We start from the raw sequence: 26,996 nt of genomic DNA, 5'->3' as shown, positions 1-26,996 counted from the left end.
ATCATGCGGTGGTGCGGAGCCGCTCGACGTCGTCGAGGACCTTGCCTGCGGCGAGAGGACCGGCAGCGCTGCTCCACACGTCTCCGTCGACCACGTCGACGTTCCCGGCCTTCACCGCCCTCAGACGGGCGAAGGCCGGCTGCGCCTCGGCTGCGGCCAGGGCCCTCTCGCCGTCGGCGGTGAGGGTGGTGAGGTAGATACGGTCGGCGTCGATCTTGCCCAGGTTCTCGAGACTCAGCGGGTCGGTGTGCGGCTTGCCGGTGAAGTCCGCGGCGGGAGAGGGCCGGTCGCCGGTCGACTTCAGCAGGCGGCCCGGCATCAGCGCGGAGGACAGGATCACCGGACCGCTGGGCATCCAGCGGATGACGACCGCCGTTTCGCCGCCTTCGGCAGAGCGGCGGCCGGCGATGCCCTCGGCGCGCCGCTCGATGCCGGCGAGGAGCCCCTCCCCCTCGGCCTCCTTGCCGAGCGCGGCGGCGACGGAACGGGTCTCGCTCTCCCAGTCGCCGAAGCGGGCGGGTTCGGGCACGACCGTCGGCGCGATCGCCCTGAGCGCGTCGTACTGCTCCCGGGGCGTGCCGGACGCGGCGAGGATGAGGTCGGGCCGCGCCGCGGCGACGGCTTCGAGGTTGATCTCCGCGACCGTGCCGACCAGGGAGATGTCCGGAACCTCAGCGGCCAGGTAGGCGGACACGGAGTCACCGCCCCGGCTGGACAGCGTGCCGACCGGTTGGACGCCCAGGGCGAGGGCGCTGTCCAGCGCGGTGTCTCCCAGTGCGACGACCTTTCTCGGAGCGGTCGGCACCTCGACGGTCCCGTATGCCGTGCGTACGGAGGCCGACGACGCGCCCTCACGATCCGCCGAGGCCGGGGCCGGCGATCCGGAGACACATGCGGTGAGCAGGGCGAGAGGGACTGCGGCGGCAAGGGCGGAGACGAACCGGCGGCGCGGCATCGAAGGCAGTGGACGACGCACGATGACTCCCAGTGAGTGAGGAGAGCAGATGAGACCTCTGAACCGGCGGGGCAGCCAGAGGAGCAATGAACGGAGGGGCAATCGGAGAGGTATTAGATAAACCTCTGTGACAGAGGTATGGTTCGGCTAACCTAAGCACATGCGCCCCGTTCGGCGCGAGAGCCGTCGGAGGTCAGCCACGTGCTCGTCGGAAGACACGAGCGGTCCACCAGCAGCGCTGCCGCACCTGGGGGCCGAACCCTCAGTCGCCGTAGGCGGACGGGCCGCCGCACCACCACGGTCGGCATCGCCGTACCGCTCGCCCTCCTCGCACTCAGCGCCCTCGCGTCCTTGCTGATCGGCAGCGGCGAGGTGGGCCCCGTCCGCTCCTGGCGGGAGGTGAGCGGCGGTTCGGGGGACCCGGAGGCGGCCTTCGCCGTGTGGCACCTGCGCCGGCCCCGCACACTCGTGGCCGTGACCGTCGGCGCGGCGCTGGGCACGGCCGGAGCGGTGCTGCAGGCGGCCGCGCGCAATCCACTCGCCGAGCCGGGCCTGCTCGGTGTCAGCGCCGGCGCGTCCACGGGCGTCGTTCTCGTCATCGCGCTGGGCGGCGGCGTGGCCACGCTCGGCCCGTACGCCGCCGTGCTCGGTGCCCTGCTCGGCTGTCTCGCCGCGGTCGGGGCGGCGCGGCTGCGGGGCGTCGGCGACGACCCGCTGCGGCTCGTCCTGGCCGGTGCCGCGCTCAGCGGCCTGCTGGGGTCGCTGACCTCCGTGCTGCTGTTGATGGACAGCCGCACCGCCGACGAGGTGCGGTTCTGGACGGTCGGAGGGGTTGCCGGGCGGGACCTCGCCATGTTGGCCGATGTGGCTCCCGCGCTGCTGCTCGGCGGACTGCTCCTGCTGCTGGTGGCCCGCCCGCTCTCCGCAATGGCCCTCGGGGAGCGGGTGGCCGCAGGGCTCGGCCACCGGCCGCGCCGCACCCGCCTGACCGCCGTCGTGGCAGTGGCTCTGCTGGTGGGTGGCGCCACCGCGATCGCCGGGCCGATCGGCTTCGTGGGCCTCGTGGTCCCCTTCGCCGCAAGGGCGCTGGTCGGACCGGACCTGCGCCGGGTACTCGTCCCTTCCCTGCTGCTGGGGCCGGTCGTCGTCCTGGCCGCCGATGTCGTCTCACGGCTGTTGGTACGCCCGTACGAGATGCCGCTCGGCGTGGTCACCGCCCTGATCGGCGCTCCCGTGCTCGTCGCCGTGGTGCGCTCCCGACGGGTGCCGACGCTGTGACCACGACCACCGCCCCGGCCCTGCGGTCCCCGTCGGGCACCCTGCTGCTGCGCGTCGGCTGTATGTCCGTACTGGTGCGCCTGCGGGCGGCCCTCGGGTGCGCCGTGCTCGCCGGGGCGGTCCTCCTCGCTGTCACGGCCGCCCTCGCCGTCGGCACCGTACCCATGAACCCGCTACGCTCCCTGCCCGCGCTGGCCGGCGCCGGTGACCCGGCCGACGTGCTCGTCGTGCAGCGACTGCGGACGCCGCGACTGGTCGCCGGGCTGTTCGTCGGCGCCGCACTCGGCGTCTCCGGGTGCCTGATGCAGACCCTCGCGCGCAACCGGCTCGCCACCCCCGGCACGGTAGGTATCGACGACGGCGCCACGGCCTTCGCGGTCGCCTCCGTCGTGGGCGCGTCCACCTCCCTCGCCCCCTCCGCGATGGCCCTCACCGGAGCGGCCACCGCCGCGGCGCTGGCTCTCGGCCTCGCGGGCGGGGCGGGCACCTCCGGCTATCGCTTCGTCGTCGTGGGGCTCGGGGTGGGCGCGGTGCTCGGCTCGATCACCAGCCTGTTGCTGGTCCGTGCGCCGATCGATGCCGCGAACGCCGCGTTCCCGTGGGCGGTCGGCACCCTCAACGCACGCCCCCCAACTCCGGTGGCCCTGCTCGGTTACGGCCTCGCCGGGTGCCTGCCCCTCGCGCTGCTGGCGGGACGGCGGCTCACCGTGCTGCGCCTGAGCGACTCTGTGGCGGCCGGACTCGGAGTGTGGGTCCGTGCGGTACGGCTCGCCGCGCTCGCGGTCGCGGTCGTGTGCGCCGGGCTCGCGGTCGCCGTCGGCGGACCGCTGGGAATGGCCGCGCTGCTCGCCCCCGAAGCCGCCCGCCGCGTCTGCGGTCCGCACGGCGTTCCCGTCCTCGGCAGCGCACTGGCCGGAGCGACGCTCGTCCTTCTCGCCGACACCGCCGGACGCACGTTGGCCGCACCCGTCGAAGTCCCGGCCGGGCTCGTCACGGCCGTCATCGGCGGCCCCTACCTGCTCTGGCTCCTGCTCGCATCGCGCCCCCGGAGGCTGCCATGACCCGCCCCGCCACTCCGTCCCCGGATGCCGCGACGGCCCTGCCCCTGCCCCTACCGAACACGCCCTCACATCCGACCTCAGCGCAGGCGGCCGCTGCTCCGCCCGAGGTGAAACCCAGGGCGCCCGCAAGGAACGGCACCGCTTCCCTCGTGACGGCGACGTCGGCGACCGCGGCCACCCCGTCGGCCGTACTACGCGCCGACGACCTCTCCCTCGCCCACGGACAGGCGATCGCCGTGAACGCCGTGCGGCTCGCTCTCCCACTCGGCCGCCTGACCGCCGTCGTCGGCCCGAACGGCTGCGGCAAGAGCACGCTCCTGGCCGGGTTGAGCCGACTGCACCGGCCTGCGGGTGGCACGGTATCGCTCGACGGTCGGGACCTGGCGCGGCTGCCCGCCCGGGAGGCCGCCCGCCGTGTCGGCCTGCTCCCCCAGTCGGCCCTTGCCCCGGACGGACTGACCGTCGCCGACCTGGTCCGCTTCGGCCGACAACCACACCAGGGCCTGCTGCGTCAGTGGTCGCCGCAGGACCAGCAGGCCGTCGACCGGGCGCTCGGCGCCACCGACATGAAGGCCCTGGCCGGCCGCCCCCTGGAAACCCTGTCCGGAGGACAGCGGCAACGCGCCTGGATCGCCATGACCGTCGCCCAGGAGACGGCCGTCATGCTCCTCGACGAGCCCACGTCCGCACTGGATCTCGGCCACCAACTCGAAGTCCTCGAACTGCTCCGGGAACTGGCCGCCGCCGGCCGGACGGTCGTGATCGTCGTGCACGACCTCATGCTGGCCTGCCGCTACGCGGACCATCTCGTCGCCATGAAAGCCGGACGCGTGGTCGCGGAAGGCGCCCCGCGAGAGATCGTCACACCCGAGCTGATCCGCCGCCTCTACGGCGTGGAGGCCGACGTACTGCGCGACCCCGGCTCCGACCGCCCGCTGGTCGTGCCCCGGGGGCTCGCTCCATGAGCGGGCTCACCACCTCGGTCGCCCTCCCGTTCCCCGTCACCCCCGTCGGCTTCGTCAAGGACGTCCAGCAGCCGGCGCAGCGCGGGCATCGCCCTTTCGAGCGCCCGGCGGTCGGCCTCGTCAAGGAGCAGCAGCGCCGTCGACAGCACCTCGTCCCCGGCCGCCACCCAGGCCTTCAGACGGGCCACCGCCTCCTCGGTCAGGTACAGCCGCGCGGCCCGCCGGTCCGAACGGTCACGAGCACGCCTGAGCAGCCCGGCGCGCACCAGGTCGCCCACGATGGTCGACACCGTGTTCGGCACCAACTGCAGCCGCTCGGCCACCGCCCGCGTCCCGATACCCGGATGTGCCTCGACCGTGCGCAGCACCTCGATCTGCGCATCGGGCAGCCGCTCCTGCGAGACCTGCCGTCGCACGGCCCGCCGGGCGACCCGGGACACGGCCCCGAGCAACGGCAGCTGCCGTACCAGCCCCAGCACCTCCGTCCCTTCCCGCCCCGACCCGGTCACCGGCCCCCCCGACGGCCTGGCCACGACATGGCGGCAGGCACACCAAGACACCAACGGACAGGAAGAACCACATGACCACGCACAAGACGACTCTACGGTCCAACGCCGACGTATCCACCCCACGGGGCGAGCGCTGGCGCAAGCAGCTCGCCTCCCACCTCGGCCGCAGGTGTGAGGTGGTGCACGACGACGACACGATCACCCTGCTCCTCGCAGGCGGTGCCTGTGCCATGACGTACGACGACACGGCCCTGCACCTCGCCGCCACAGGCCCGGACGAGGGCGCCCTGTCCCAGGTCCGGCATGTCATCGCCGTACACCTCGAACGATTCGCCGCCGACGAAGGGCTCCACGTCGTCTGGGACCGTGCTTGACCAGTCCCCACGCCGACAACCGCGGCCACCCCCAAATCAGCCCAAGATCCGGACCAACCCAGGGCCAGCGGTCCCGGCGGAATCTCGACCGAACCCATATCCGCAGGCCAGCAGGTTGCTTCTGGCAAGAGTCCTGCCACAGCTACCCAAAGACAGCCAGACCGTGGACTCGCTCGGCAGCACCCATTGGGCCTCCCACGAGTTAAGCCGCCCTCCTGAGGCCGGTCTAAGCGCTGTCGGCGGCACCCGGAGACGGGTCGCTCGCCCGCCACCGACGAGTCAGCGATTTTCGCAGGTCAACGGGCCCTCCCTCGTGGCTTCAGGGGCGTCGGTGGCAGCTCTGGTGCCGGCAGCGGGTCCCCGTTGTACCCCTTCACCTCCCCGAACCTCGACCCTTCCATCCAATCCTGACGGGCCTGTGCGATTTCTTCCTGCGACCGTCCGATCCAGTTCCAGAACATGATCAGTTCCTCCTCGAAGGGCTCGCCGCCGAGGAGCATCAGGGAGGCGTGTGTGTCGGTGCGCAGGGGGAGTTCGGTGCGGCCGCAGCCGAGGTAGAGCATGGAGCCGGGGAGGACGGGGACGCCGTCGACGTGGGCCTCGCCGGACATGGACAGGACCGCGTACTCGAAGTCGGGTTCGAGGGGCAGGCGTAGGTCGGCGCCCGGTGCGAGGGTGAGGTCCGCGCCGACGATCGGGGTGAACGTCGTACCCGGCGAGGTCGCGCCGTCCAGGCTGCCGAGGATGAGGGTCGCGCTCAGGCCGGCCGCCGTGACGACGGGCAGCTCCGCGTGGTGCTCGAAGCGCGGGTCGGTGTGCCGGTCGCTGTCCGGCAGTGCCACCCACAGTTGGGCACCGTGCAGGAAGCGGGCGTGCGACTTCGGGCTCTCCTCGGAGTGGCTGATCGCCCGGCCGGAGGTCATCAGGCCCAACTCGCGCGGGCGGATGGTCTGGAGGCTGCCCGTGGAGTCGCGGTGCAGTACCTCGCCCTGGTGCAGCCAACTGACCGTCTGCAGACCCATGTGCGGGTGTGGCGGCACCTGCATGCCGGGCTCGTCGGCGATGTCGTCGGGACCGTAGTGATCGACGAAGGCCCAGGCGCCCACCATGCGGCGGCCCAGGTTCGGCAGCAGTCGCCGCACCTCGGTGGACTCGCCGAGCTTCACCCTGCGGGGGCTGAGGAGTTCACGGACCGGCTCGGCCACGACGAAGCCCCGGCCGCCGCACACCGCGGGCACCGCTTCGCGATCAAGATTGCTCATGTCTCACAACTTAGCCCCGCCCAAGGTGACGCGTGGAGTACGTGGCCCTCCATGGCAATATAGTAGCCATGGCTACAGTAGCCATGTACGGTATTTGGCATGAGCTCGGTCATCGAGGGCGCCACGCCCGGTTTTCTCGTCTGGCGGCTGTCCATGAAGTGGCGGGTCGCCGTCGACCGCGCGGTCGCGCCGCTGGGGCTGACGCACGCGCAGTACGCGCTGGTGGCGTCGTTGCACGGCATGCACCGGGACGGGCTGCGGCCCAGTCAGCGGCAGCTCGCGGACCACACCGGCCTGGAGGCCCTGTACGTCTCCAAGCTGGCCCGCGCCCTGGAGACCGCCGGACTTCTCAAACGTGCCCGGGGCCCCCGCGACCCCCGTGCCGTGCAGCTGACGCTCACCGAGCAGGGGCACGAGGTCACCCGGCGCGCGATCGAGGTCGTACAGGGGCTGATGGGGCAGCTGCTGGAGCCGCTCGGCGGTCTCGACGGCGCCCGCACCCGGGAGTTCGCCCGCGAGCTGACCACCCTGCTCGACGTGCCGCTCGACGTACCGCCCCACGTACCGCTCGTCCCGTCCGCCGAACAGGAACACGAGAAGGAGCAACCATGACCACCACCACGCCCGTCCTGAACTCCCGGGTCATCGGCCTCGCCCACTACGCCGCCCGCGCGGTCCTGGAGAAGGTGCTGGCCGGGCACGGTCTGACGTTCCAGCAGTCGGTGGCCCTCCGGGTCGTCGCGGTCGCCGACGGACCCGTCGACCGGGAGGGGGTCGTGGACCAGGTCGTCGACTCGCTCAAGGTCGAGAAGGCCGACATACGGTCCGTGGTCGAGGAGTTGGTCGCCGCGCGGCTGGTGGAGGCGGACCCGGCGCGGCCGTCCCGACTCAGGATCACGGATGCCGGGCGGGACGCCTACAGCGGGTCCACCGCCGAGGTCGCACCCGTCTCCGCCCGGATCTACGCCGGCATCCCGGACGAGGAGCTGGCCGCCGCCGGTCGCGCGCTGACACTCATCACCGAGCGGGCCGACGCGGAGCTGGCCGCGTTGAGATAGGGCATGAAAGAGGGCATGAAGTAGGGGCATCCCCCAGCGGACGCGCCGGAGCGGGCCGACCCCGGCACCCGCCGGCCCGCCACAGCCCCGGTGACCACGCCCCGCGCTACTTCGCCTCCACCTTGCCGCCGTACGACCGCTTGCCGCGCCGATGGGCGATCTCGCCCAGGACGACGTCCACCGCGATGAACACCGCCAGCGGGATGCCGAGCAGGGGCACGAAGTAGCCGAGGACGGCGATGACGGCGAGCGCGGGGACCAGGATCTGGGGCGGCACGTGCTGCCATGCGCCGCGCGGGATCGGGCGTCCGAAGGACGAGGCGCGGCCGCGCTGCCACCACATGCGGTAGCCCCAGACGATCAGCATGACGAGGGAGGCCGCCAGGGCGATCAGGAGGAGCTGGTTGGCGAGGCCGAACAGGACGCCGGTGTGGGCGTCGATGCCCCAGCGGGACAGCTTGGCGAGGATCGGGAAGTCGGCGAACCGGAGGGTGTCGGTGACCTCGGCGGTCGCCGGGTCCACGGCCACCGCGTCCTGCTTGGTGGGCCAGCTGCGCTGGACCTGCTTGACCACGTACGTGGAGGTCGCGTCGGCGGGCGGCACGATCTCCACCGGGTCGCCGAGGCCCTCGGCCCGCGCGGCGGCCAGGATCTTGTCCAGGTCGCCCTCCGCGGCCGCCCCTTCGCCCGTCGAGCCGCCCCCGTGGGCGCCGTGGTCGCCCGCCGCGGCGGAGATCGCCGGGGTCGCCTGGTGGAGTTCGGTGCGCAGGACCTCGATGTTGGCGCCCGCGTACGTGGACCAGGTCAGACCGGTCGCCGAGAGGAAGAAGAACCCGAGGGCCGCCCAGACGCCGACCGTTCCGTGCAGGCCCAGGGTGCGGCGGCGGCCGGAGGTGCCGCGCACCTTGCGCTGGGCGCGGCGGCGGGCGAACCACAGCACCAGACCGCCGCCCGAGATGACCCACAGCCAGCTGGCGGCGAGTTCGCTGTAGAGGCGGCCGGTCTCGCCGAGCTGGAGGTTGGCGTGGAACTTGTCGATCCAGGTCCGCACCGGCAGCGCACCCGTGGAGCCGTACTGCTCCAGCGCCCCGCGCACCTCCGCCGTGTACGGGTCGACGAACACCGCGAGGGTGTTGGTCTCGTCGATGCCCTCGACGCCCGTCAGCATCACCCTGGTCGTCGCGTCGTCCTCCGGCGAGGGGCGCACGGCGGAGATGGTGCCCTCAGGGTGCGCCTTGCGGGCGGCGGCCACCTGTTCGGAGATCGGCAGCTTCTCGTCGCCGGTCTTCGCGACGGTCATCTGGTCCGCGTAGACGATCCTCTCGACCGTGAACGAGGCGGCGTACAGGCCGCCGGTCACCGCGGCGACCAGCAGGAACGGGGCGACGAGGACGCCCGCGTAGAAGTGCAGCCGCAGGACGAGCGGCCGGAGCGAGGCCCAGCCCCTCGTCGAGCCCTCCGGCTTGGCGAGGGGTTTCTGGGGCTCGTCCGTCTCGGTCGAGGGGGCGATGGTCATCGGCGGGTGCTCCGGGATGCGGGGACGTCGTGGCGGTTCAGTAGTCGGGGCGTGCGCGCTCCGAGTTCCCGGCGCCTCCTGTGATGCGGGTCACACCCTCCCGGGTCGACGCCGCGCCGAGGGCGGCCGCCCCGCGAGAGCCGCCTCGCGTCGCGCGTACCCGGTTGGCATCCTGGCCCGATGGCTTCCGAACGTGATCGCACCGAGTCCCGCCCCTTGAGCGACCGGGTCGAGGAACTCCTCGCCCACGAGGGGCCGCTGCCGATCGTCGCCGCGGGCGACCCGGTGCTGCGCCGCACCGCCGAGCCCTTCGACGGCCAGCTGGAGCCGGGTCTCCTGGCCCGCTTCGTCGCCGCGCTGCGCGCCACCATGCACGCGGCCCCGGGCGTCGGTCTCGCCGCGCCCCAGGTCGGCGTCCCCCTGCGCCTCGCGGTGATCGAGGACCCCGCGCCGGTTCCGGAGGAGGTACGGCTGGCCCGGGGCCGGGTGCCGCAGCCGTTCCGCGTCCTGGTCAATCCGGCGTACGAGGCGGTCGGGCCGTACCGTGACGCGTTCTACGAGGGCTGTCTGAGCGTGCCGGGCTGGCAGGCCGTGGTGGCCCGGCACGCCAAGGTGCGGCTACGGACGCTCGACGAGCACGGGCGGGCCGTGGACGAGGAGTTCGCGGGGTGGCCCGCCCGGATCGTCCAGCACGAGACGGACCACCTGAACGGCACTCTCTACCTCGACCACGCCGAACCGCGGTCCCTCTCCTCGAACCAGGCGATGGCCGACCGCTGGAACGACCCGACCCCGGCCAGGGCCGCGCGGGAGCTGGGCTTCCTCCTGCCCGACTGACGCGGCTCGGCGACGGCCGGTTCAGCCCCGGTACGCCTCCAGCAGCCGCAGCCACACCTCGCTGATCGTCGGGTACGAGGGGACCGCGTGCCAGAGGCGGCTGATCGGGACCTCTCCGGCGACGGCGACGGTGGCGGAGTGGATCAGCTCGCCGACGGCGGGGCCGACGAAGGTGACGCCGCGCAGGATCTCGCGGTCCAGGTCGACGACGATGCGGGCGCGGCCCCGGTAGCCGTCGGCGTACAGACCCGCGCCCGCGACGGACGAGAACTCGACGTCGACCGCGCGGACGCGGTGTCCGGCCTGTTCCGCCTCGGCGAGGGAGAGGCCGACGGCGGCGGCCTCGGGGTCCGTGAAGACGACCTGGGGGACGGCGGCGTGGTCGGCGGTGGCCGCGTGGGCGCCCCACGGGTCGCTCTCCAGGAGCGGGACGCCGGCCGCGCGGGCGGCGATGGCGGCCCCGGCGATTCGGGCCTGGTACTTGCCCTGGTGGGTGAGGAGCGCCCGGTGGTTGACGTCGCCGACCGCGTACAGCCAGTCGCTGCCCGTCACCCGGAGGCTGTCGTCGACGGGCAGCCAGGAGCCGGGTTCCAGGCCGACCGTGTCGAGGCCGATGTCGTCGGTGCGCGGGGCGCGTCCGGTGGCGAAGAGGATCTCGTCGGCCTCCAGGCGGTCGCCGGCGTCGGTGAGGGCCACCACGGTCCCGTTCTCGCGGGAGACCGCCGTCACCGAGGTGCCGGTGCGGACGTCCGCACCGGCCTCGGTGAGCGCCTCGGCGACCAGTTCGCCGGCGAAGGGCTCCATCCGGGGCAGCAGGCCCTTGCCGCGGACGAGGACGGTGACCTCGGAGCCCAGGGACCGCCAGGCGGTGGCCATCTCGACGGCGACGACACCGCCGCCGACGACGATCAGCCGGCCGGGGACCTCCTGCGCGCTGGTGGCCTCGCGGCTGGTCCAGGGGCGGACCTGCGCGAGCCCGGGCAGGTCGGGCAGGAGGGCACGGCTGCCGGTGGAAACGACCACCGCGCGCCGGGCGGTGAGGACATGGCGGCCACCGTCGGGGGCGTCCACGACCACGCGGCGGGGCCCGGCCAGGCGTCCGTGCCCCCGGTACAGGGTCGCTCCGATGCTCTCCAGCCAGCCGACCTGGCCGTCGTCCTTCCAGTGGGCGGTCTCGTAGTCGCGGTGGGCGAGCACCTCGGCGGCGTCCAGCGGGCCGTCGACCAGCCCGCGCAGACCGGGGACGCGGCGGGCGTCGGCGCGGGCGATCGCGGGGCGCAGCAGGGCCTTGCTGGGCATGCACGCCCAGTACGAGCATTCGCCGCCCACCAGTTCGCTCTCCACGATCGCGGTGGAGAGTCCGGCGGCGCGGGTGCGGTCGGCGACGTTCTCCCCCACGGGTCCGGCACCGAGCACCACGACGTCGTACTCGATCGCCGTCGCTTCAGCCGCGCTCTCGGTGGTTCCGGTGATTTCCGTATCCGTCATGGGGCCAGTCTGGTTGGTGGTGTGCGCCGTGGCCACACGGGTACGCGCGCGGAATACGCCCCCGTGGGGTGGCGTTGTCGAGAGCGGCTCGCCCGAGTACCCAGAGAGACCAGGAAGAGGGATGCACGCCATGAGCAGCACCGTGGAGCTCACCAAGGAGAACTTCGACCAGACGGTCACCGACAACGAGTTCGTCCTGATCGACTTCTGGGCGTCCTGGTGCGGGCCGTGCCGGCAGTTCGCCCCGGTCTACGAGAAGGCCGCGGACGACAACCCCGACCTGGTGTTCGGCAAGGTCGACACCGAGGCCCAGCCGGAGCTGGCCCAGGCCTTCGGCATCCAGTCGATCCCGACGCTGATGATCGTCCGTGACCAGGTCGCCGTGTTCGCGCAGCCGGGCGCGCTGCCGGAGGCCGCGCTGACCGACGTCATCGGGCAGGCCCGCAGGCTGGACATGGACGAGGTCCGCAAGGCCGTCGCCGAGCAGCAGGCACAGGTCGAACAGAACGGTCAGTGAGCCGGACCCGTCGACTCGGCGTTCAGCTCGACTCGCGGTGGACGATCCTCGCGGCCAGCACGTCGTGTGTCGTGGGGATCGTGGCGGGGTCGCGCACCACGCGGTCGACCAGTTCGGCGAGGTCGCGTCCGGACGGCAGCTCCAGGTGGACGGTGCTCAGGCGCGGCCGCAGCAGCCTCCCGATCATCAGGTCGTCGGCCCCGACCACGGCCGTCTCGTCGGGGATGCCGATGCCCTCGTCCTGAAGGGCCCGCATCAGCAGCATCGCGTACTCGTCGTTGTACGCGAACACCGCGTCCAGGCCCAGGGAACGCCAGTCACGGGCGAGCCGGGCCGCGGCCGCCTCGTCGTACGCGAGCGGCAGCTCGGTGACCGTCGCCTCGGTGCCCTGCACCGCGCGTCGTACGCCGGCGAGGCGGGGCAGGGAGAAGACCCCGAAGCCGGGCTCCTCGGGAACGACGACCCCGATCCGGCGGCGGCCGCGCTCGACCAGGTGCCGTCCCGCGCTGTGGCCGACGCCCGCGTGGTCCAGGATCAACGCGTGGGCGCCCTCGACGGGTTCGGGGGTGAGGGTGACGACGGCCTTGGCTCCGGAGCGCTTGAGAACGGCCACGCCCTGCGGGCCGATACCCACACCGGGCACGATCACGGCGACCGGGCGCAGTTCGGCCCAGGCGCGGGCGGCGTCGTCGCCGCGCAGGCCGATGCCGCCGTGCTGCACGACGGTGTAGTCGAGCCGGCTCAGGGCCCACTGGATCTCGTTGATGAACTGGCTGTAGAGCGGGCCGATGGGCACGTTCGGGGTGGGCATGAGGACCAGGCGGCTGTGGCCGGCGCGCAGGCTGCGGGCCGCCGCGTGGGGGACGTAGCCGAGTTCCTTGGCCGCCTCGTGGACCCGGCGGCGGGTGGGTTCGCTGATACGGACCGCGCTGGTGTTGTTCAGGACGTAGCTGACCGTCGCGCGTGAGACACCCGCGAGTCGAGCCACGTCGGCGCTCGTGGGCACGGATCGCTGCAGGGGCGAGGGCGGGGCGGGCTCTTTCGGTATCTGCACCATGAGGACGGCATCCTTGCAGAAGCGGTGAAGGTCGTTCCGGCCGGGGGCGTACCGGCCATGCGGGAGCTCGGGGTCGGGCCACCGATCTTTGTGGCAGGGCAGTTTGGCGAATGTGTTCGAAATCTGTGCAACCCGGCAGCCATTTCGCGCCATCTCCACAAGGGCGGGCCGAGGGGCACCCCGCACAGACGTACGACGTGTCGGCCTGCGTGCGCGACGGGTCACGCCGTGCCTGGCCAAGGGCGTACGACCGGTGTGCGGCCGTGCACTTGGGCGCCTCTTCCCCGTCCGGTCCCCGGTCGCCGGTGTGGGTTTCCTGTGACGATGATGCCCGAAAGCTATGGCGTGAACTATGTGTTGGCTGTGGGGGCGACGCCGCTTCGGCCTGCCCACGGCAGCCCGCCGAACGGCGGGAGCCGAACCCCCACCCGGCGTGCGGGACTTGGAGTGGGCGGCGGCGGACCGGCCCTGGACGGCGGCCACGGCCCACGCGGTCACCACGACGGCTGGTCCGCGGGCCGCGGCCGGTCTGCAGTCCGCGGCCGATCTCGGGGTGGGGCCGATCTCGGGCTCGATCTCGGGGTCGACTTCGGGGTGCGGACCCGCTGATCACGCCGACGAGGGCCTCGGCGTGGATCAGCCGGTCCTGGAGGGTGGAGTACCGGCGCGGCGCCCGCCCCTCCTCCTCGCACGAATCGCCGCCCCCGTCAGCGAAGTCGTCCTCCCCGTACCACCGTGGCCGCGCGGACGTTACCGTTCGGTAGAAAGTCCTGCTTCCGGAGGTGTTCCGTATGGGTGTGGACCGTGCGCCGGGTCTCGTGGAGTGTGCTCGGGCGCTGGCCGCCGGGGAGGTGACGTCGCGGACGCTGGCAGAGGCGGCGCTGGCGCGGATCGAGGCGAGCCAGGGGACCGTGAACGCGTTCCGGCGGGTGCGCGCCGAGGCGGCGCTCGTGGAGGCGGAGGCGGCGGACAGGGAGTTGGCGGCGGGCGGGCGGCGGCCGTTGCTCGGCGTCCCGGTGGCCGTGAAGGACGACATGGACGTGGCGGGGGAACCGACCGCGTTCGGCTGCCAGGGCGAGTTCCCCTCGCTGCCGGAGGACGGCGAGGCCGTACGGCGGCTGCGCGCGGCCGGGGCGATCGTCGTCGGCAAGACCAACACCTGCGAGCTGGGGCAGTGGCCGTTCACCGAGGGGCCGGCCTTCGGCGCCACCCGGAACCCCTGGCACCCGGACCACACCCCGGGCGGCTCCTCCGGTGGCTCGGCGGCGGCCGTGGCCGCCGGACTCGTACCGGCCGCGCTGGGCTCGGACGGCGCGGGCTCGGTCCGCATCCCGGCCTCCTGGACCCACCTCGTCGGCATCAAGCCCCAGCGGGGCCGCATCTCAACCTGGCCGCACGCGGAGTCCTTCCAGGGCATCACCGTCAACGGCACCCTCGCCCGCACGGTCGCCGACGCCGCGCTCCTCCTCGACGCGGCGAGCGGCAACCACGAGGGCGACCTGCACCGGCCGACCGCGGTCAACGCCTCCGAGGCCGTCGGGAGGGACCCGGGCCGGCTCAGGATCGCCCTGTCGCTGAAGCCGCCGTTCACCGCGGTGCCCGCGCGGCTCGACGCGCGGGTGGAGAAGCGGGTGCGGGCGGTGGCGGAGCGCCTCGCCGCGCTCGGGCACGTGGTGGAGGAGGCGGAACCCCGGTACGGGCAGATCGGACTGACGTTCGTCCCGCGCGCCACCGCCGGTATCGCCGAACGGGTCGGCGCCATCACCGAGCAGGGCCTCCTCGACCGCCGCACCCTCGATGCCGCCCGCCTCGGCCGGCTGCTCGGCGGGGCGCCCCTGCGGCTGGCCCGCCGCGCGGAGGTCACGCTGCACCGGCGGATCGGCGCGCTCTTCTCGTCGTACGACGTGCTGCTGGCGCCGACGACCGCCGCACCCCCGCCCCGTGTCGGGTCCATGCTGAACCTCGGCGGACTCGGCACCGACCGCGCGATGATCGCGGCCTGCCCGTACGCCTGGCCGTGGAACGTGCTGGGCTGGCCCGGGGTGAACGTCCCGGCGGGGTTCGTGGACGGCGGGCTGCCGGTGGGCGCGCAGTTGCTCGGCCCCGCGAACAGCGAGCCTCTCCTGCTGTCGCTGGCCGCGCAGTTGGAGGCGGACCAGCGCTGGCACGAGAGGTGGCCGCCGGAGCACACCACCGCGAACTCGCCCGCCGTGTGAGCGGGTTCGGAGCACGGGGCATGCCCCGTAGGCTGTGACCATGGACGAAGCGTCGATGGTCGGTCTGATGGGACGGGTGACCGGTGCGGTCGGTCCCGGGCTCGTCGGCGAGGTGATCGTCCGGGTGCGGGGCGGCGCCGAGCATTTCCTCGCCTACCCCGCCTCCGCGAAGGACCGGATCGAACCGGGGACCCTGGTGATGGTGATCGAGTACCTGCCGCCGCGCACCGTGTATGTGTCTGCGGCGTACGACAGTTGACGGTCCGTGAGATGCTCGGGCCGCGCTCTGTCGGCTTTCGGGAACCGGTTGGCATCAGGACTGCAACAACGGTCTCCCGGTACCTGTACCCCCGCTGCACCACGCGGGACACTCCCGACGTTCGGTGCCGAAAGGGCACCTGGCCGAGGGGGGTGTGCCGATGTTCATCGGCATCATCGCGGGGGCGACCGCAGCGGTGGCTCTGGTACTGATCGCTCTGTTCAAGCTCATGTGGCGTGTCGCCGAACCGAACGAGGCTCTGATCATCTCGGGCTCCAAGCACAAGATGGAGGGCCTGACGGAAGGCATGAACTTCCGTATCGTCACCGGGCGCGGCACGCTCGTGCTCCCCGGTGTGCAGGCGGTGCGCAAGCTGTCGCTCGACCTCAACCAGACCGAGCTGGCCGTGGAGTGCGTGACCTTCCAAGGCATTCCGCTGAAGATCCGGGGCGTGGTGATCTTCAAGGTGGGCGACGACTTCGTGTCCATCGCCAACGCCGCGCGCCGCTTCCTCGGCCAGCAGAAACGGGTCTCGGAACGGGTGCACAACGTGTTCGCCGGTCATCTCCGGTCCATCGTGGGCGGGTTGACGGTCGAGGACATGATCCGCGACCGCGAGAAACTGACCGGCCAGACGCGGGCCGCGTGCGGGACTGAGATGGAGAAACTGGGTCTGATCGTCGACTCGCTGCAGATCCACGAGATCGAGGACCCGACCGGCTACATCAAGAACCTGGCCATGCCGCACGCGGCGGCCGTCCAGCGGGACGCCCGTATCGCCCAGGCCGAGGCCAACCGGCTCGCCACCGAGGCCGAGCAGCAGGCCGCCGCGCGCATGGCGGAGGCCACCCGGGACAGTGAGATCCTCCAGGCCGGTTACCAGGCGGAGCGGGACAACGCCTCGGCGCGGGCCAAGCAGGCCGGTCCGCTGGCCGAGGCGGCCGCCCTCCAGGAGGTCGTCGTCCAGGAGACGCGGGTCGCGGAGTTGGCGGCGGCCCGGCGCGAGCAGCAGCTCCAGGCGGACGTCCGCAAGCCGGCCGACGCCAAGGCCTACGAGAAGCGGACCCTCGCCGAGGCCGAGCGCGACGCCCGTATCTCCGCCGCGCAGGCCAAGGCCAAGGAGACCGAGCTGGCGGCCGCCGCCGAGGCGACCGCGACGCAGGTCACCGGTGAGGCCGAGGCCGCCGCCCGGCAGGCCAAGGGACTCGCGGCGGCCGAGGCCACGCGGGCGAAGGGGCTCGCCGAGGCCGAGGGCATCAAGGCGCGCAGCGCCGCGCTGGCGGAGAACCAGGAAGCGGTGATCGCGCAGCAACTGGCCGAGCGGTGGCCGGAGATCGTGCAGGCGGGGGCGTCCGCCTTCGGAAACGTCGACAACATGGTGCTGCTCAACGGGGCCGACGGGATGGCGGACATGTTCGCCAAGGCGCTCACGATGGGCGGGACGGGGTTGGGGCTGGCTCGGCAGTTGCTGGCCTCGATGAACCAGAACGGGGTGCCCGCCGGCGGCTCGGCCGGGGTCAATGGGGTGCCGGTGGAGAAGACGGCCGTGGAGAAGGTGCAGGTCGACAGGGAGTCGTAGCGCCGTGGCTCCGGCCATGGGCGGGCAGCCGCAGGCGGGAGGTGGCTGAGCGCGCCCACGCGGCGGAGTCGCACCTCGACACACTGGCCCGCGCCCCTGACGGGGCGCGGGTTAGCGTGTGCGCTGTGACTTCCTTTGCCGAGCAGGACGCGCCGGGGCGCTACGGGCCCTCCGCCACCGCCGAGGCCGATCCCCGAGAGGTCGGGCGGGTGCGGACCGAGTACTCGCCCGCGTACGACGGGGATCCGGATCCCGGGGAGATCGTCTGGACGTGGGTGCCGTTCGAGGAGAACGACGGGCGGGGGAAGGACCGGCCCGTGCTGGTCGTGGCCCGGGAGGCCGGAGGGACCCTGCTCGCCGTGCAGTTGTCGAGCAAGCGGCACGACGGGGACCGGGAGTGGGTGCCGATCGGGAGCGGGCCGTGGGACCGGTCGGGGCGGGACTCGTGGGTGGACGTGGACCGGGTGCTGCGGCTGCACGAGGCGGGGATGCGGCGGGAGGCGTGCGCGTTGGACCGGATGCGGTTCAACTCCGTGGTGCACCGGCTGCGGGAACGGTACGGGTGGCGGTAGACGCGAGGGCCTGTCCGCTCGGTCTGTCGCTGTGAGGTCGCGGGCGGGCGGGTGCCCTTGTGCGGGTGCCCTTTTCTTCGGACACGCGCGCCCGTCCGCGACTCCTCAACGGCCTCGGTCACGGCGTGCGGCCGTCGCGCGGTCCGGTCAGCGGGACGGGGCTCCGGTGAGGACCTCCACCCGACCGGTGTCCAGCGAGTAGTAGGCGCTGACCACGGCCAGGTCTCCCTTGCGCACGAGCGGGGCGAGGTCCTTGTTGGACCGCAGGCCGGCGGAGGTCTGCTTCACGTGCACGCGGATCATGGCGTCGACCGGGTCGTCGGAGTCCTTGGAGGTCGCCTCGTAGGCCGGCCGCAGCGCTTCGGAGATCGCCTGGAGGTTGCCCGGCAACTCCTTGCCGTCGCGCATCGCTTCGTACGCGGCCTTGATGGCGCCGCAGCGCTGATGTCCCAGGACGACGATCAGCGGGGTCCCGGACGTCATGGGGCCGTACTCGACGGATCCGGTGACCACGGCGTCGACCACCTGACCGCCGGTGCGCATGACGAAGAGATCACCGAGCCCGGTGTCGAAGACCAGCTCCGGCGGCACCCGGGAGTCGATGCAGGAGAGGATCACGCCGAAGGGGTCCTGCTCCTCGGCGACGAACTCGCGGCGCTTCGGGTCACGGTCGGGGTGCTGCAGCTTCCCGTCGACCCAGCGCTTGTTGCCGTCCATCAGCCTCGCGAACGCGGCCCAGGGCGTCTCCGGCCTCGGGCTCGCCGCGGTCGAGGGGGTTTTCGCCGCGCCCACCACGTTCTTCTCCGCGCCGTCGGCCTTCGACGAACAGCCGGTGACGAGGGCTGTCGTGGCGGCCAGCAGCCCTCCGGCGAGTATGGCTCTGCGCTGCGGCTGTCCAGCACTGTTCATGGGTCTTGCGCCTTTCCGTGGGGGGTGCACACCAGGTGCTTGAAAGTTGGAGCGCACGCAATGTGCCAGACGTCCGTGGAGGTCGTGTGCGGCGACCGACAGCCGCGCTTCACAGTTATGTACGGCGATAACGGCGAGGTATCTGATGGGTCAGGGGAATCCCATGGGTGCCTCGCTTTGACACGTTCCGTCCGGCCGATGCCGTGACCCAACCGTGACCCGGGCCGCCGGGACTTCCATGGCCAAGCCGGCGGCCTGCGGCGCGAGTTGTGCTGTGGGAGGAGGGCTGCAGTTCGGCGACCGACTGGACCCCGACGCGCCGCCCGAGCGGCCGGGGGACGCCAAGGCCCACGCCGGGATCGGTCCCGTCACCATGGGCGCGACCACGGTCTGGGAACGATGGGACTTCATGCTGGAGGACGGCTCCGTCAACCCGGGCCAGATGCGGCGTACCGGTCCGCGCTGGACGCGATCCGTGACATCGGCGAGGCGTGCGCGGAGGCGTTCCGGCGTACGACGCGGAGGTGGCGGGGGCGGGAGCTGCGCGAACCGCTGGACAAGGCGCCGCTGGCGGTCCTCGCGGCGGCGGAGAAGGCCCTCGCCGACCTGCCGCCCACGACGGGTGACGGCACGTGAACGTCGGCCGGGCGGTCTGTCACGGTCGTTCGCGGGCTGTCCGGGCGGATCGCGCCGCCTACCGGAGCCGTGCGGGACCGGGGCTGAACGCTCGTTCAAAGGCGGTGCGGACCGTGGCACCCCGCGTGCGGTCCAGCACTCCGAACACCACGTGCGCGAAGCGGCCCTCGAACCGGCCGCCGTCCGTGAGCAGGGTACGGAAGGCGGTCGCCACCTGCGCCGGGTCGTTGCCGAAGACCCCGCAGCCCCAGGCGCCCAGGACCAGGCGGCGGTAGCCGTGCGCAGCGGCCGTCTCCAGGACGCGTTCCGCGCGTACGGCCAAGGCGCGCGGGAGTTCCTGGGCGCGCTCCGGCGTCGTACGGCGGACGACCGACGCGTTCGGGGCGGCCGAGGTGAGGAAGCCGGTCGTGTACGGGGTGTCGAGGAGGGTGCCCCGGTCGTCGCGGAAGACGGGGACGGCGGGTGAGTGGATGACCCGGTCCGTGTAGAACGGGTCGCGGTGGGCGCGGTGGTGGTCGTAGAAGGCCCGGGCCTCGCGGACGCAGGCGTAGAGGGCGGAGGCCCGGCAGAGGGCCTCCTCCTGGGCCTGGGCGCCGTTGAGGTAGCCGCCGCCGGGGTTGCGCGCGGAGGAGAAGTTGAGGACGGCCACGGGGGTGGCGCCGGTGGCCGTCAGGCGGTGGGCGGCCTCCAGGCTGCTCTCGCCCGTGACCTCGACCGTCGACGGGACGGGGTCGACCGGTGGGATCGGCACCGGGGCCGGGCCGTAGAGGCGGGTGCCGGACCGTGCGGCCTCGATCTCGGCCGTGAGGGAGACCTCGTGGCCGGCGGGGGCGCGGTAGCCGCCCGCCGCGACGATCTGCTCGGTCTCGTGTGCGATTCCGCGGAGGCGGGCGCTCATCGCGTCACCGCCGTGTGCTCCGCGGGCTCCACGTACTCCATGGGCTCCGTGTACTCCATGGGCTCCGCGTACTCCGTGTGCTCCGCGAGCGCTGCCCGCGCGTGCTCCCCCGTCGTGCTCATGGGCGCATCCTGGACGATGCTGGTGAGTGACCACAACGGAATTTCCTCGAGTGAATGACCCGGTACGGGTACGGGAAGAGGTGCCAGGAGTCCCCGGAAACGGAGATCACCGATCCGCATTGCCACGATGTGCCCCCTTGTGCGAATGCGGCGCGAGGGTTTTGGGTGGGACGAGCGCTGCCGGTCCGGCCCCACCGGGCGGGGATCGGCGGCTTGGCTGACGAGATGGCATCTCAGGAGGATCCCGACATGTCAGATTCGACGAGTGGCTGTACGGAGCACCGCTCCCCGGTCACCGAGGCGGAGGTGGAGGCCCTGGTACGGGGCATCTGCTTCAAGACCGGCCCACCCCGCACCCTCGGTGTCGAGCTGGAATGGCACGTCCACGAGCTGCGTGACCCACGGCTCCCGGCAACACCCGAACGACTCGAAGCGGCCTACGCCGCACTGCGGACCCTGACCCTGAACTCGGCCCTCACCGTCGAACCCGGCGGCCAGCTGGAGCTCAGCTCGGCACCGGCCGGCTCCCTGATGGAGTGCGTCGGGTCCGTCTCGGCCGACCTCACCGCCGTACGCGCGACACTGCGCGAGGCGGACCTCGGCATCAGCGGCTACGGCCACGAACCCTGGAACCCCCCGACCCGCTACCTCCACGAACCCCGCTACGACGCGATGGAGATCTATCTCGACCGCTTCGGGCCCGAGGGGCGGGCCATGATGTGCTCCTCCGCCTCGGTGCAGGTGTGTCTCGACGCCGGGTACGAGGAGCCGGGCCCCCTCGGCCACCAGCGGCGCTGGTGGCTGTCGCACCAGCTGGGCGCCGTACTGGTGGCGGCGTTCGCGCACTCCCCGCTGGCGCGCGGCAAGGTCACCGGATGGCGTTCGACCCGGCAGGCGCTGTGGGCCGCCATGGACCCCGGGCGCACGGACGCGCCCTCGCTCGACGGCGACCCGCGCACGGCGTGGGCCCGGCTGGTACTGGACGCGCCCGTGATGTGCGTCCGCGCCGACGAGGGCCCCTGGGGTGTGCCCGGAGCGATGACGTTCCGGGAGTGGACGCGGTCCGACACCCCGCCGAGCCGCGCCGACCTCGACTACCACCTGACGACGCTGTTCCCTCCGGTGCGCCCGCGCGGCCATCTGGAGTTCCGGATGATCGACGCGCAGCCGGGCGAGGACGGGTGGATCGTGCCGCTCGCCGTGACGGCGGCTCTGTTCGAGGACCCGGCGGCCGCCGAGACCGCCTACCGGACCGTCAAGCCCCTCGCGGAACGGGCCGGTTCGCAACCGCCACCACGCAATCCGCTGTGGGAGGCGGCCTCCCGGGACGGGCTGGCCGATCCCGAACTGCGGGAGGCGGCGGTCGTCTGCTTCGCGGCGGCGGCCGAGGCGCTGCCCAGACTCGGGGCGAGCTCCGAGGTGCTGGACGCGGTCGCGGCGTACACCGACCGCTATGTGGCCCGGGGCCGCTGCCCCGCCGACGATCTGCTCGACCTGTTCCACGGGAAGGACCTCCCCGCATGACCGCACCGCAGACGCCGGCCCCGGCGGCCGACGCCGACCCCGACATACTCCGGGAGCGCGCGCTGGCGGCGCTGACCACCGCCCGGGCCCGCACCGCGCTCCTGACCACCGCCGTCGACGACCCCGATCTCACCGCGCAGCACTCGCCGCTGATGTCGCCCCTGGTGTGGGACCTCGCCCACATCGGCAACCAGGAGGAGCTGTGGCTGCTGCGGAACGTCGCCGGACGGGAGGCGATGCGGCCCGAGATCGACGGGCTGTACGACGCCTTCGAGCACCCGCGCGCCGAGCGGCCCTCGCTGCCGCTCCTGCCGCCCGAGGAGGCCCGGCGCTATCTGGCGGAGGTGCGGGGGCGGGCTCTGGACGTGTTGGAGAGCACCGACTTCCACGGCACCCGGCTCACCGACGCGGGCTTCGCCTTCGGCATGATCGCCCAGCACGAACAGCAGCACGACGAGACGATGCTGATCACTCATCAGCTCCGCAAGGGGCCTGCGGCGCTGTCTGCGCCGGACCCGGAGCCGGTACCGCTGTACACCGGCCCGCCCGAAGTCCTCGTGCCCGGCGGGGAGTTCGCGATGGGCACCTCGACCGAGCCGTGGGCGCTGGACAACGAGCGGCCGGCGCACCGGCGGACCGTTCCCGCTTTCCACATCGACACCACGCCGGTGACGAACGGCGCGTACCAGGCGTTCATCGAGGACGGCGGCTACGACGACGAGCGCTGGTGGACGGCCGAGGGCTGGGACCACATCCGCGCGCACGGCATCCACGCGCCGCTGTTCTGGCGGCGCGACGGCCGGCAGTGGCTGCGACGGCGCTTCGGGGTCACCGAGGTCGTACCGGCCGACGAACCGGTGCTGCACGTGTGCTGGTACGAGGCCGACGCGTACGCCCGCTGGGCGGGGCGGCGGCTGCCCACGGAGGCCGAGTGGGAGAAGGCCGCCCGCCACAACCCGGTCACCGGCCGCTCCCGCCGTTACCCGTGGGGCGACGCCGATCCGGAGCCCGAGCACGCCAACCTGGGGCAGCGGCATCTGCGCCCGGCACCGGCCGGCAGCTATCCGGCAGGGGAATCACCGCTGGGTGTACGGCAGTTGATCGGTGACGTGTGGGAGTGGACGTCGAGCGACTTCCTGCCCTACCCGGGGTTCACGGCGTTCCCGTACAAGGAGTACTCGGAGGTGTTCTTCGGCCCCGAGTACAAGGTGCTGCGCGGTGGCGCGTTCGCCGTGGACCCGGTGGCGTGCCGGGGGACGTTCCGCAACTGGGACTATCCGATCCGGCGGCAGATCTTCAGCGGCTTCCGCACCGCCCGGGACGCCTCTTCGGAGGTCCGCTGATGTGCCGTCATCTCGCTTATCTCGGGCCGGAATCGGCGCTGGGCAGGGTGCTGGTGGATCCGCCGCACAGCCTGTTCCGCCAGTCGTGGGCGCCGCGGCGGCAGCGGCACGGGACGGTCAACGCCGATGGGTTCGGGGTCGGTTGGTACGCCGAGGGCGACCCGGTGCCGGGGCGCTACCGCCGGTCCGGACCCATCTGGGGGGACCTGTCCTTCACCGACCTGGCCCGGGTGGTCCGTTCCGGGGCGCTGCTGGCCGCCGTACGGGACGCCACGGTGCCGGGGGCGGACAACGAGGCCGCCGCGGCGCCGTACGCCGCCGGGCCCTGGCTGTTCAGCCACAACGGGGCGGTCGCCGGCTGGCCCCGGTCGCTCGGGCACCTCGCGGACGGTCTGCCCGCCGCGGAACTGCTCTCGATGGAGGCCCGCAACGACTCCGCGCTCGTGTGGGCGCTGGTCCTCAACCGGCTGCGCGCGGGCGACGAGGAGGGCCAGGCGCTGGCCGACACGGTGCTCGACGTCGCCCGGGCGGCTCCCGGCTCGCGGCTCAACCTGCTCCTGACCAACGGGGAGGCGATCGCGGCGACCGCCTGGGGCGACACGCTCTGGTACCTCGCCGAGCCCGGCCGCAGCACGGTCGTGGCGTCCGAGCCGTACGACGACGACCCGCACTGGGTGGAGGTCCCGGACCGCACGCTGCTGGCGGCGAGCCGTACGGACGTCCTGCTCACCCCGCTCAAGGAGCTGGAGGAACCCAGCCGCCCGCACGACGAGTCCGCCTCCGCACCGCCGAAGGAGCCTTCCGCGTGAGCCCGTTCGTTCTCACCCGCACCCTGCCCGAGGACGCCACCGACGCGGCCCTGCGCGCCGATGTCCTGGAGGGCCTGACCCGCACCCCGAAGACGCTGCCGCCCAAGTGGTTCTACGACGCGCGCGGCAGTGAACTGTTCGAGAAGATCACCGAGTTGCCCGAGTACTACCCGACCCGTGCCGAGCGGGAGATCCTCGTCGGCCGGGCGGGCGAGATCGCCGCGGCGAGCGGTGCGCGCACCCTGGTCGAGCTGGGGTCCGGCTCCTCCGACAAGACCCGGCACCTGCTGGACGCGATGCCGGGCCTGCACACGTACGTGCCGGTCGACGTGAGCGAGAGCGCGCTGCGGCAGGCCGGCGAGGCGCTGGTCGCCGAGCGGCCGGGGCTGAACGTGCACGCCCTGATCGCCGACTTCACCGCCGGGCTCGAACTGCCCGAGACGCCGGGGCCGCGTCTGGTGGCGTTCCTGGGCGGCACGATCGGCAATCTGGTGCCCGTGGAGCGCGCCGCGTTCCTGGCCGCCGTACGGGCCCTGCTGGCGCCGGGGGACGCGCTGCTGCTGGGCACGGACCTGGTCAAGGACGAGGCGGTGCTGGTCGCCGCGTACGACGACGCGGCCGGGGTGACGGCCGAGTTCAACAAGAACGTCCTCGACGTGGTCGACAGGGAGCTGGGGGCGGACTTCGACGCCGACGCCTTCGACCATGTCGCCCTCTGGAACGCGGAGTGCGAGTGGATCGAGATGCGGCTGCGGTCCCGTACGGCGCAGACCGTGAAGATCCAGGCGCTGGATCTCGCGGTCGATTTCGAGGCCGGGGAGGAGCTGCGGACGGAGGTCTCGGCGAAGTTCAGGAGGGAGGGGGTGCGGGGCGAACTGGGTTCTGTAGGGCTGGAGTTGACCCATTGGTGGACGGATGAGCAGGGGCGGTTCGCGTTGTCGTTGAGCGGGGTGGGGTAGGAGCGCGGTGAGGTGCGTTGTCGGGTGCGGCCCGGTGGGGCTTCTCGCGCAGTTCCCCGCGCCCCTAAAAGACCAGGCCCCTGCGGGCCTGAAAAGCACGGGGCGTAGCCCCGGCTTTTCAGGGGCGCGGGGAACTGCGCGACCAGCCCCCACTCACCCGCACCCGGCGACGAAACAGGCACCCCCACCCCGCCCCCTCGCGAACCGGCGGGGCCTGAGGCACCGTGGAGTGACGTGTGGCGCATCTGCCACCGGTGGAGCACGCGACAAGGAGAACCCGCATGACCGACCACGTGTACCGGGTCACCGAGATCGTCGGCAGTTCGGGCGAGAGCGTCGACCACGCCATCCGCAACGGCGTCGCCCGCGCCGCCCAGACCCTGCGCAACCTCGACTGGTTCGAGGTGACGCAGGTCCGGGGGCACATCGAGGACGGGCAGATCGCGCACTACCAGGTAGGCCTCAAGGTCGGTTTCCGGCTGGACGACGCCGAATGACGGACCGCCGCGACGGTCCGGCCTGAGGGCCCCCGGCCCTCAGGTCCGGCCCTCCCGTTCCTGCGCCACCTTCAGCGCGGCGGAGGTCGCGGCCCAGCGCGCCCGTACGACCGTGAAGCCCGCCCGCTCCGCGTCCTCGCAGACCAGTTCGTCGTCGTCCACGAGGACGCGGATCTCGCGCGTCCGGGCGAGGTCGCGGAGGATCTCCAGCTTGGTGCGGCGGGCGGGCCTGCGGTCGTTGTTGCGGCGCATCCAGATCCGCCCTTCCGGCAGCCCCTGCGCGGCGAGCCAGTCGACGGTGTCGCGGCGGCAGCGTTCGGGGCGCCCGGTCAGATACACCACCTCGCACTCCTCGGCGCTCTCCCGCGCGAGCGCGACGCCCTCGGCCAGCGGCGGGTCCTGCGGGGCGGCGGCGAAGAACGCGTCCCAGTCGCGCGGGCTGCGCTCCAGGAACCGCTGCCGGTGCGCGGTGTCGGCGAGAGTGTTGTCCAGGTCGAATACGGCGAGGGGCCGGTCGTTGTCGGTCACGGCACCAGCCTAGGCAGCGGCTGACTCGTGTCGTCCGTCGTCGCTTCACACAACAACCACGAACCCCGCCAGCAGCTTGAGGTTTCAAACGTTAGGGTCGTCATCTCTCCCCCCACCCAGCACAGGAGAATCGGCGTGCCTGACGGCGAAGTGATCGTGATCGGCGGCGGATACGGAGGCATCCGCCTCGCCAGACAACTGGACGGGATCGCACGGGTCACCCTCGTGGACCGCAAGGAGGTCTTCTTCCACCGCATCGCCGCGCTACGCGCCGGCGTGCACGAGGCATGGACGACCACCCCCTTCATCCCGTACGACCGACTGCTGCGCCACGGCCGAGTGGTCGTGGGCAAGGCGGTCGACATCGACACCGGCGAGCGCCGGGTGAAGCTCGCCACGGGTGAGCGGCTGCCGTACGACGTGGTGGTGATCGCGACCGGCGCGGACTATCCCGAGCCGGCCCGCTTCCTGGGCACCACCCCCGAGGAGGCGGGCAAGACCTTCGCCGCGCACCAGGAGAGCGTGGCGGCCGCCGAGCACGTCCTGGTCGTCGGCGGCGGGCCCGGCGGTGTGGAGCTCGCCGCCGAGATCCGGCTGGCCCGGCCGGACGCGCGGGTCACCCTCGCGCACGCCGGATCGGAGCTGCTCAGTTCCACCGGCAGCAAGTGGGCGGGCCGACGGGCCCTGACCTGGCTGGAGTCGCACGACGTCGAGGTACGGCTCGACTCGTTCGTCTCCCAGGGACCCGACTTCGGCACGTACCGGGACGGCCGGGGCGGTCTCTTCGAGGCGGACCTCGCGTTCTGGGCCAACGGCACCACCCCGAACACACTCTGGCTGCGGCTGGCCGGCCACGGGGCGTGGCTGAACGCGGCCGGGCAGGTCAAGGTCGACCGGATGCTGCGGGTCGACGGGCGGCTCGACGTGTTCGCGGTCGGTGACGTGAACGATGTGAGCGAGCTGAAGGTCTCCCCCGTCGCGTTCGCCCAGGCGGACATCGCCGCGCACAACATCCGCGCGTACCTGGAGAGTTCGGGCAGGCACCGCAAGGAACCGCGACTGTACCGGCCGATCCGGCGGACCCCGCTGATCATTCCCTTCGGTTCGGCCGACGGGATCACGCTGGTGCCGGTGCCGGGGGGTGAGACGGCAGTACTGGGGTCGCGGACGTCGACACTGGCGAAGGCGAAGACCCTGATGACGCCGTAGTTGCCTGTCTCTTAAACAAAACTGACCCTGCCAAAGAAAACCCCGTTGGAAACCCGCGG

At 72.6% G+C, this 26,996-nt stretch carries 29 protein-coding genes; 19 read left to right on the top strand and 10 right to left on the bottom strand.

All coding sequences use genetic code 11. The annotated features are described in order from the left end of the window. Position 1: 1 nt before the first annotated feature. The gene (locus tag P1P70_RS04980) at positions 2–955 is read right to left on the bottom strand and encodes an iron-siderophore ABC transporter substrate-binding protein (protein WP_319234921.1); all 954 of its coding nucleotides are present in this window, start codon (positions 953–955) and stop codon (positions 2–4) included. Positions 956–1,156: 201 nt separating this feature from the next. Between P1P70_RS04980 and P1P70_RS04975 the strand changes: the two genes are divergently transcribed. The 3 genes from P1P70_RS04975 (at position 1,157) to P1P70_RS04965 (ending at position 4,259) form a co-directional block, all read left to right on the top strand. Next, on the top strand, positions 1,157–2,233 hold the full coding sequence (locus tag P1P70_RS04975; RefSeq protein WP_319234919.1) for an iron ABC transporter permease: 1,077 nt from the start codon (positions 1,157–1,159) through the stop codon (positions 2,231–2,233). Beyond that, the gene (locus P1P70_RS04970; RefSeq protein ID WP_319234917.1) at positions 2,230–3,294 is read left to right on the top strand and encodes an iron ABC transporter permease; all 1,065 of its coding nucleotides are present in this window, start codon (positions 2,230–2,232) and stop codon (positions 3,292–3,294) included. The genes P1P70_RS04975 and P1P70_RS04970 overlap by 4 nt, the downstream gene beginning before the upstream one ends. A 149-nt stretch (positions 3,295–3,443) precedes the next feature. Then, entirely contained in the window at positions 3,444–4,259 is an 816-nt protein-coding gene (locus tag P1P70_RS04965) for an ABC transporter ATP-binding protein (RefSeq protein ID WP_319234915.1), read from the top strand. Here the strand turns inward: P1P70_RS04965 and P1P70_RS04960 are convergent. After that, positions 4,181–4,738, bottom strand: a complete 558-nt coding sequence (locus tag P1P70_RS04960) for a MarR family winged helix-turn-helix transcriptional regulator (protein WP_319234913.1) — start codon at positions 4,736–4,738, stop codon at positions 4,181–4,183. The genes P1P70_RS04965 and P1P70_RS04960 overlap by 79 nt on opposite strands. Before the next feature lie 101 nt (positions 4,739–4,839). Between P1P70_RS04960 and P1P70_RS04955 the strand changes: the two genes are divergently transcribed. Further along, a complete protein-coding gene (locus tag P1P70_RS04955; protein ID WP_319234911.1) occupies positions 4,840–5,142 on the top strand; it encodes a DUF2218 domain-containing protein in 303 nt (100 codons plus the stop codon). 296 nt (positions 5,143–5,438) lie between these two features. On the opposite strand, the gene P1P70_RS04950 is transcribed toward P1P70_RS04955, so the two are convergent. Next, positions 5,439–6,404: a pirin family protein gene (locus P1P70_RS04950; protein ID WP_319234910.1), complete on the bottom strand. Its 966-nt coding sequence runs from the start codon at positions 6,402–6,404 to the stop codon at positions 5,439–5,441. A 99-nt stretch (positions 6,405–6,503) separates the two neighbouring features. Between P1P70_RS04950 and P1P70_RS04945 the strand changes: the two genes are divergently transcribed. Both P1P70_RS04945 and P1P70_RS04940 read left to right on the top strand, forming a co-directional pair. Beyond that, complete coding sequence (locus P1P70_RS04945) at positions 6,504–7,016, top strand: MarR family winged helix-turn-helix transcriptional regulator (RefSeq protein ID WP_319234908.1); 513 nt, start codon at positions 6,504–6,506, stop codon at positions 7,014–7,016. After that, positions 7,013–7,462 (top strand): MarR family winged helix-turn-helix transcriptional regulator, encoded by a 450-nt coding sequence (locus tag P1P70_RS04940; RefSeq protein WP_319234906.1) that lies wholly within the window; start codon positions 7,013–7,015, stop codon positions 7,460–7,462. The genes P1P70_RS04945 and P1P70_RS04940 overlap by 4 nt, the downstream gene beginning before the upstream one ends. A 106-nt stretch (positions 7,463–7,568) precedes the next feature. Here the strand turns inward: P1P70_RS04940 and P1P70_RS04935 are convergent, their stop codons facing one another. Beyond that, positions 7,569–8,978 carry a PepSY-associated TM helix domain-containing protein gene (locus P1P70_RS04935; RefSeq protein WP_319234904.1) on the bottom strand — a complete coding sequence of 470 codons (1,410 nt, stop codon included), beginning with the start codon at positions 8,976–8,978 and terminating at the stop codon, positions 7,569–7,571. Between the two features lie 180 nt (positions 8,979–9,158). Between P1P70_RS04935 and P1P70_RS04930 the strand changes: the two genes are divergently transcribed. Next, positions 9,159–9,815, top strand: a complete 657-nt coding sequence (locus tag P1P70_RS04930) for a peptide deformylase (protein WP_319234902.1) — start codon at positions 9,159–9,161, stop codon at positions 9,813–9,815. A 21-nt stretch (positions 9,816–9,836) separates the two neighbouring features. Here the strand turns inward: P1P70_RS04930 and P1P70_RS04925 are convergent, their stop codons facing one another. Further along, positions 9,837–11,303, bottom strand: coding sequence for an NAD(P)/FAD-dependent oxidoreductase (locus P1P70_RS04925; RefSeq protein ID WP_319234900.1), 1,467 nt, complete (start codon positions 11,301–11,303; stop codon positions 9,837–9,839). Positions 11,304–11,433: 130 nt separating this feature from the next. Here P1P70_RS04925 and trxA point away from each other — a divergent pair, with 130 nt between their 5' ends. Then, positions 11,434–11,820, top strand: a complete 387-nt coding sequence (gene trxA / locus P1P70_RS04920; RefSeq protein WP_319234898.1) for a thioredoxin — start codon at positions 11,434–11,436, stop codon at positions 11,818–11,820. Positions 11,821–11,842: 22 nt separating this feature from the next. Here the strand turns inward: trxA and P1P70_RS04915 are convergent, their stop codons facing one another. Next, positions 11,843–12,877: a LacI family DNA-binding transcriptional regulator gene (locus tag P1P70_RS04915; RefSeq protein WP_319234896.1), complete on the bottom strand. Its 1,035-nt coding sequence runs from the start codon at positions 12,875–12,877 to the stop codon at positions 11,843–11,845. A gap of 791 nt (positions 12,878–13,668) precedes the next feature. On the opposite strand from P1P70_RS04915, the gene P1P70_RS04910 reads away from it, so the two are divergent. The 4 genes from P1P70_RS04910 to P1P70_RS04895 all read left to right on the top strand — a co-directional run bounded on the left by P1P70_RS04910 (position 13,669) and on the right by P1P70_RS04895 (position 17,503). Then, on the top strand, positions 13,669–15,093 hold the full coding sequence (locus P1P70_RS04910) for an amidase (protein WP_319234894.1): 1,425 nt from the start codon (positions 13,669–13,671) through the stop codon (positions 15,091–15,093). A 34-nt stretch (positions 15,094–15,127) separates the two neighbouring features. After that, positions 15,128–15,352: a hypothetical protein gene (locus P1P70_RS04905; RefSeq protein ID WP_055513823.1), complete on the top strand. Its 225-nt coding sequence runs from the start codon at positions 15,128–15,130 to the stop codon at positions 15,350–15,352. A 160-nt stretch (positions 15,353–15,512) separates the two neighbouring features. Next, complete coding sequence (locus P1P70_RS04900; protein WP_319234892.1) at positions 15,513–16,931, top strand: flotillin family protein; 1,419 nt, start codon at positions 15,513–15,515, stop codon at positions 16,929–16,931. Between the two features lie 125 nt (positions 16,932–17,056). Further along, the gene (locus tag P1P70_RS04895) at positions 17,057–17,503 is read left to right on the top strand and encodes a type II toxin-antitoxin system PemK/MazF family toxin (RefSeq protein ID WP_319234890.1); all 447 of its coding nucleotides are present in this window, start codon (positions 17,057–17,059) and stop codon (positions 17,501–17,503) included. Positions 17,504–17,650: 147 nt separating this feature from the next. Here P1P70_RS04895 and P1P70_RS04890 read toward each other — a convergent pair whose 3' ends face one another. Then, entirely contained in the window at positions 17,651–18,412 is a 762-nt protein-coding gene (locus P1P70_RS04890; RefSeq protein WP_319234889.1) for a carbonic anhydrase, read from the bottom strand. Positions 18,413–18,811: 399 nt separating this feature from the next. On the opposite strand from P1P70_RS04890, the gene P1P70_RS04885 reads away from it, so the two are divergent. Continuing rightward, positions 18,812–19,048, top strand: a complete 237-nt coding sequence (locus tag P1P70_RS04885; protein ID WP_319234887.1) for a hypothetical protein — start codon at positions 18,812–18,814, stop codon at positions 19,046–19,048. Positions 19,049–19,106: 58 nt separating this feature from the next. Here the strand turns inward: P1P70_RS04885 and P1P70_RS04880 are convergent, their stop codons facing one another. Continuing rightward, on the bottom strand, positions 19,107–19,946 hold the full coding sequence (locus P1P70_RS04880; RefSeq protein WP_319234885.1) for a TIGR02452 family protein: 840 nt from the start codon (positions 19,944–19,946) through the stop codon (positions 19,107–19,109). Beyond that, positions 19,943–20,068, bottom strand: a complete 126-nt coding sequence (locus P1P70_RS04875; RefSeq protein WP_319234884.1) for a hypothetical protein — start codon at positions 20,066–20,068, stop codon at positions 19,943–19,945. Before P1P70_RS04875 ends, P1P70_RS04880 begins: the two co-directional genes overlap by 4 nt. Positions 20,069–20,317: 249 nt before the next feature. Between P1P70_RS04875 and egtA the strand changes: the two genes are divergently transcribed. From egtA to P1P70_RS04850, 5 genes are all read left to right on the top strand, one after another. Then, positions 20,318–21,592 (top strand): ergothioneine biosynthesis glutamate--cysteine ligase EgtA, encoded by a 1,275-nt coding sequence (gene egtA, locus P1P70_RS04870; RefSeq protein ID WP_319234882.1) that lies wholly within the window; start codon positions 20,318–20,320, stop codon positions 21,590–21,592. Beyond that, positions 21,589–22,935, top strand: a complete 1,347-nt coding sequence (gene egtB, locus P1P70_RS04865) for an ergothioneine biosynthesis protein EgtB (protein WP_319234880.1) — start codon at positions 21,589–21,591, stop codon at positions 22,933–22,935. Before egtA ends, egtB begins: the two co-directional genes overlap by 4 nt. Beyond that, positions 22,935–23,744 (top strand): ergothioneine biosynthesis protein EgtC, encoded by an 810-nt coding sequence (gene egtC, locus P1P70_RS04860; protein WP_319234878.1) that lies wholly within the window; start codon positions 22,935–22,937, stop codon positions 23,742–23,744. The genes egtB and egtC overlap by 1 nt, the downstream gene beginning before the upstream one ends. Then, positions 23,741–24,703, top strand: a complete 963-nt coding sequence (gene egtD, locus P1P70_RS04855) for an L-histidine N(alpha)-methyltransferase (protein WP_319234877.1) — start codon at positions 23,741–23,743, stop codon at positions 24,701–24,703. The genes egtC and egtD overlap by 4 nt, the downstream gene beginning before the upstream one ends. 281 nt (positions 24,704–24,984) lie before the next feature. Continuing rightward, positions 24,985–25,200, top strand: a complete 216-nt coding sequence (locus P1P70_RS04850; protein WP_319234876.1) for a dodecin — start codon at positions 24,985–24,987, stop codon at positions 25,198–25,200. A 39-nt stretch (positions 25,201–25,239) separates the two neighbouring features. Here the strand turns inward: P1P70_RS04850 and P1P70_RS04845 are convergent, their stop codons facing one another. Then, a complete protein-coding gene (locus P1P70_RS04845) occupies positions 25,240–25,728 on the bottom strand; it encodes an HAD family acid phosphatase (protein ID WP_319234875.1) in 489 nt (162 codons plus the stop codon). Between the two features lie 135 nt (positions 25,729–25,863). Here P1P70_RS04845 and P1P70_RS04840 point away from each other — a divergent pair, with 135 nt between their 5' ends. After that, positions 25,864–26,937 (top strand): NAD(P)/FAD-dependent oxidoreductase, encoded by a 1,074-nt coding sequence (locus P1P70_RS04840; RefSeq protein ID WP_319234873.1) that lies wholly within the window; start codon positions 25,864–25,866, stop codon positions 26,935–26,937. Positions 26,938–26,996 lie beyond the last annotated feature (59 nt).

This window comes from Streptomyces sp. MB09-02B (assembly GCF_033794485.1).
Taxonomy (GTDB): domain Bacteria; phylum Actinomycetota; class Actinomycetes; order Streptomycetales; family Streptomycetaceae; genus Streptomyces.
This window is presented reverse-complemented; position numbering and strand designations above follow the sequence as displayed.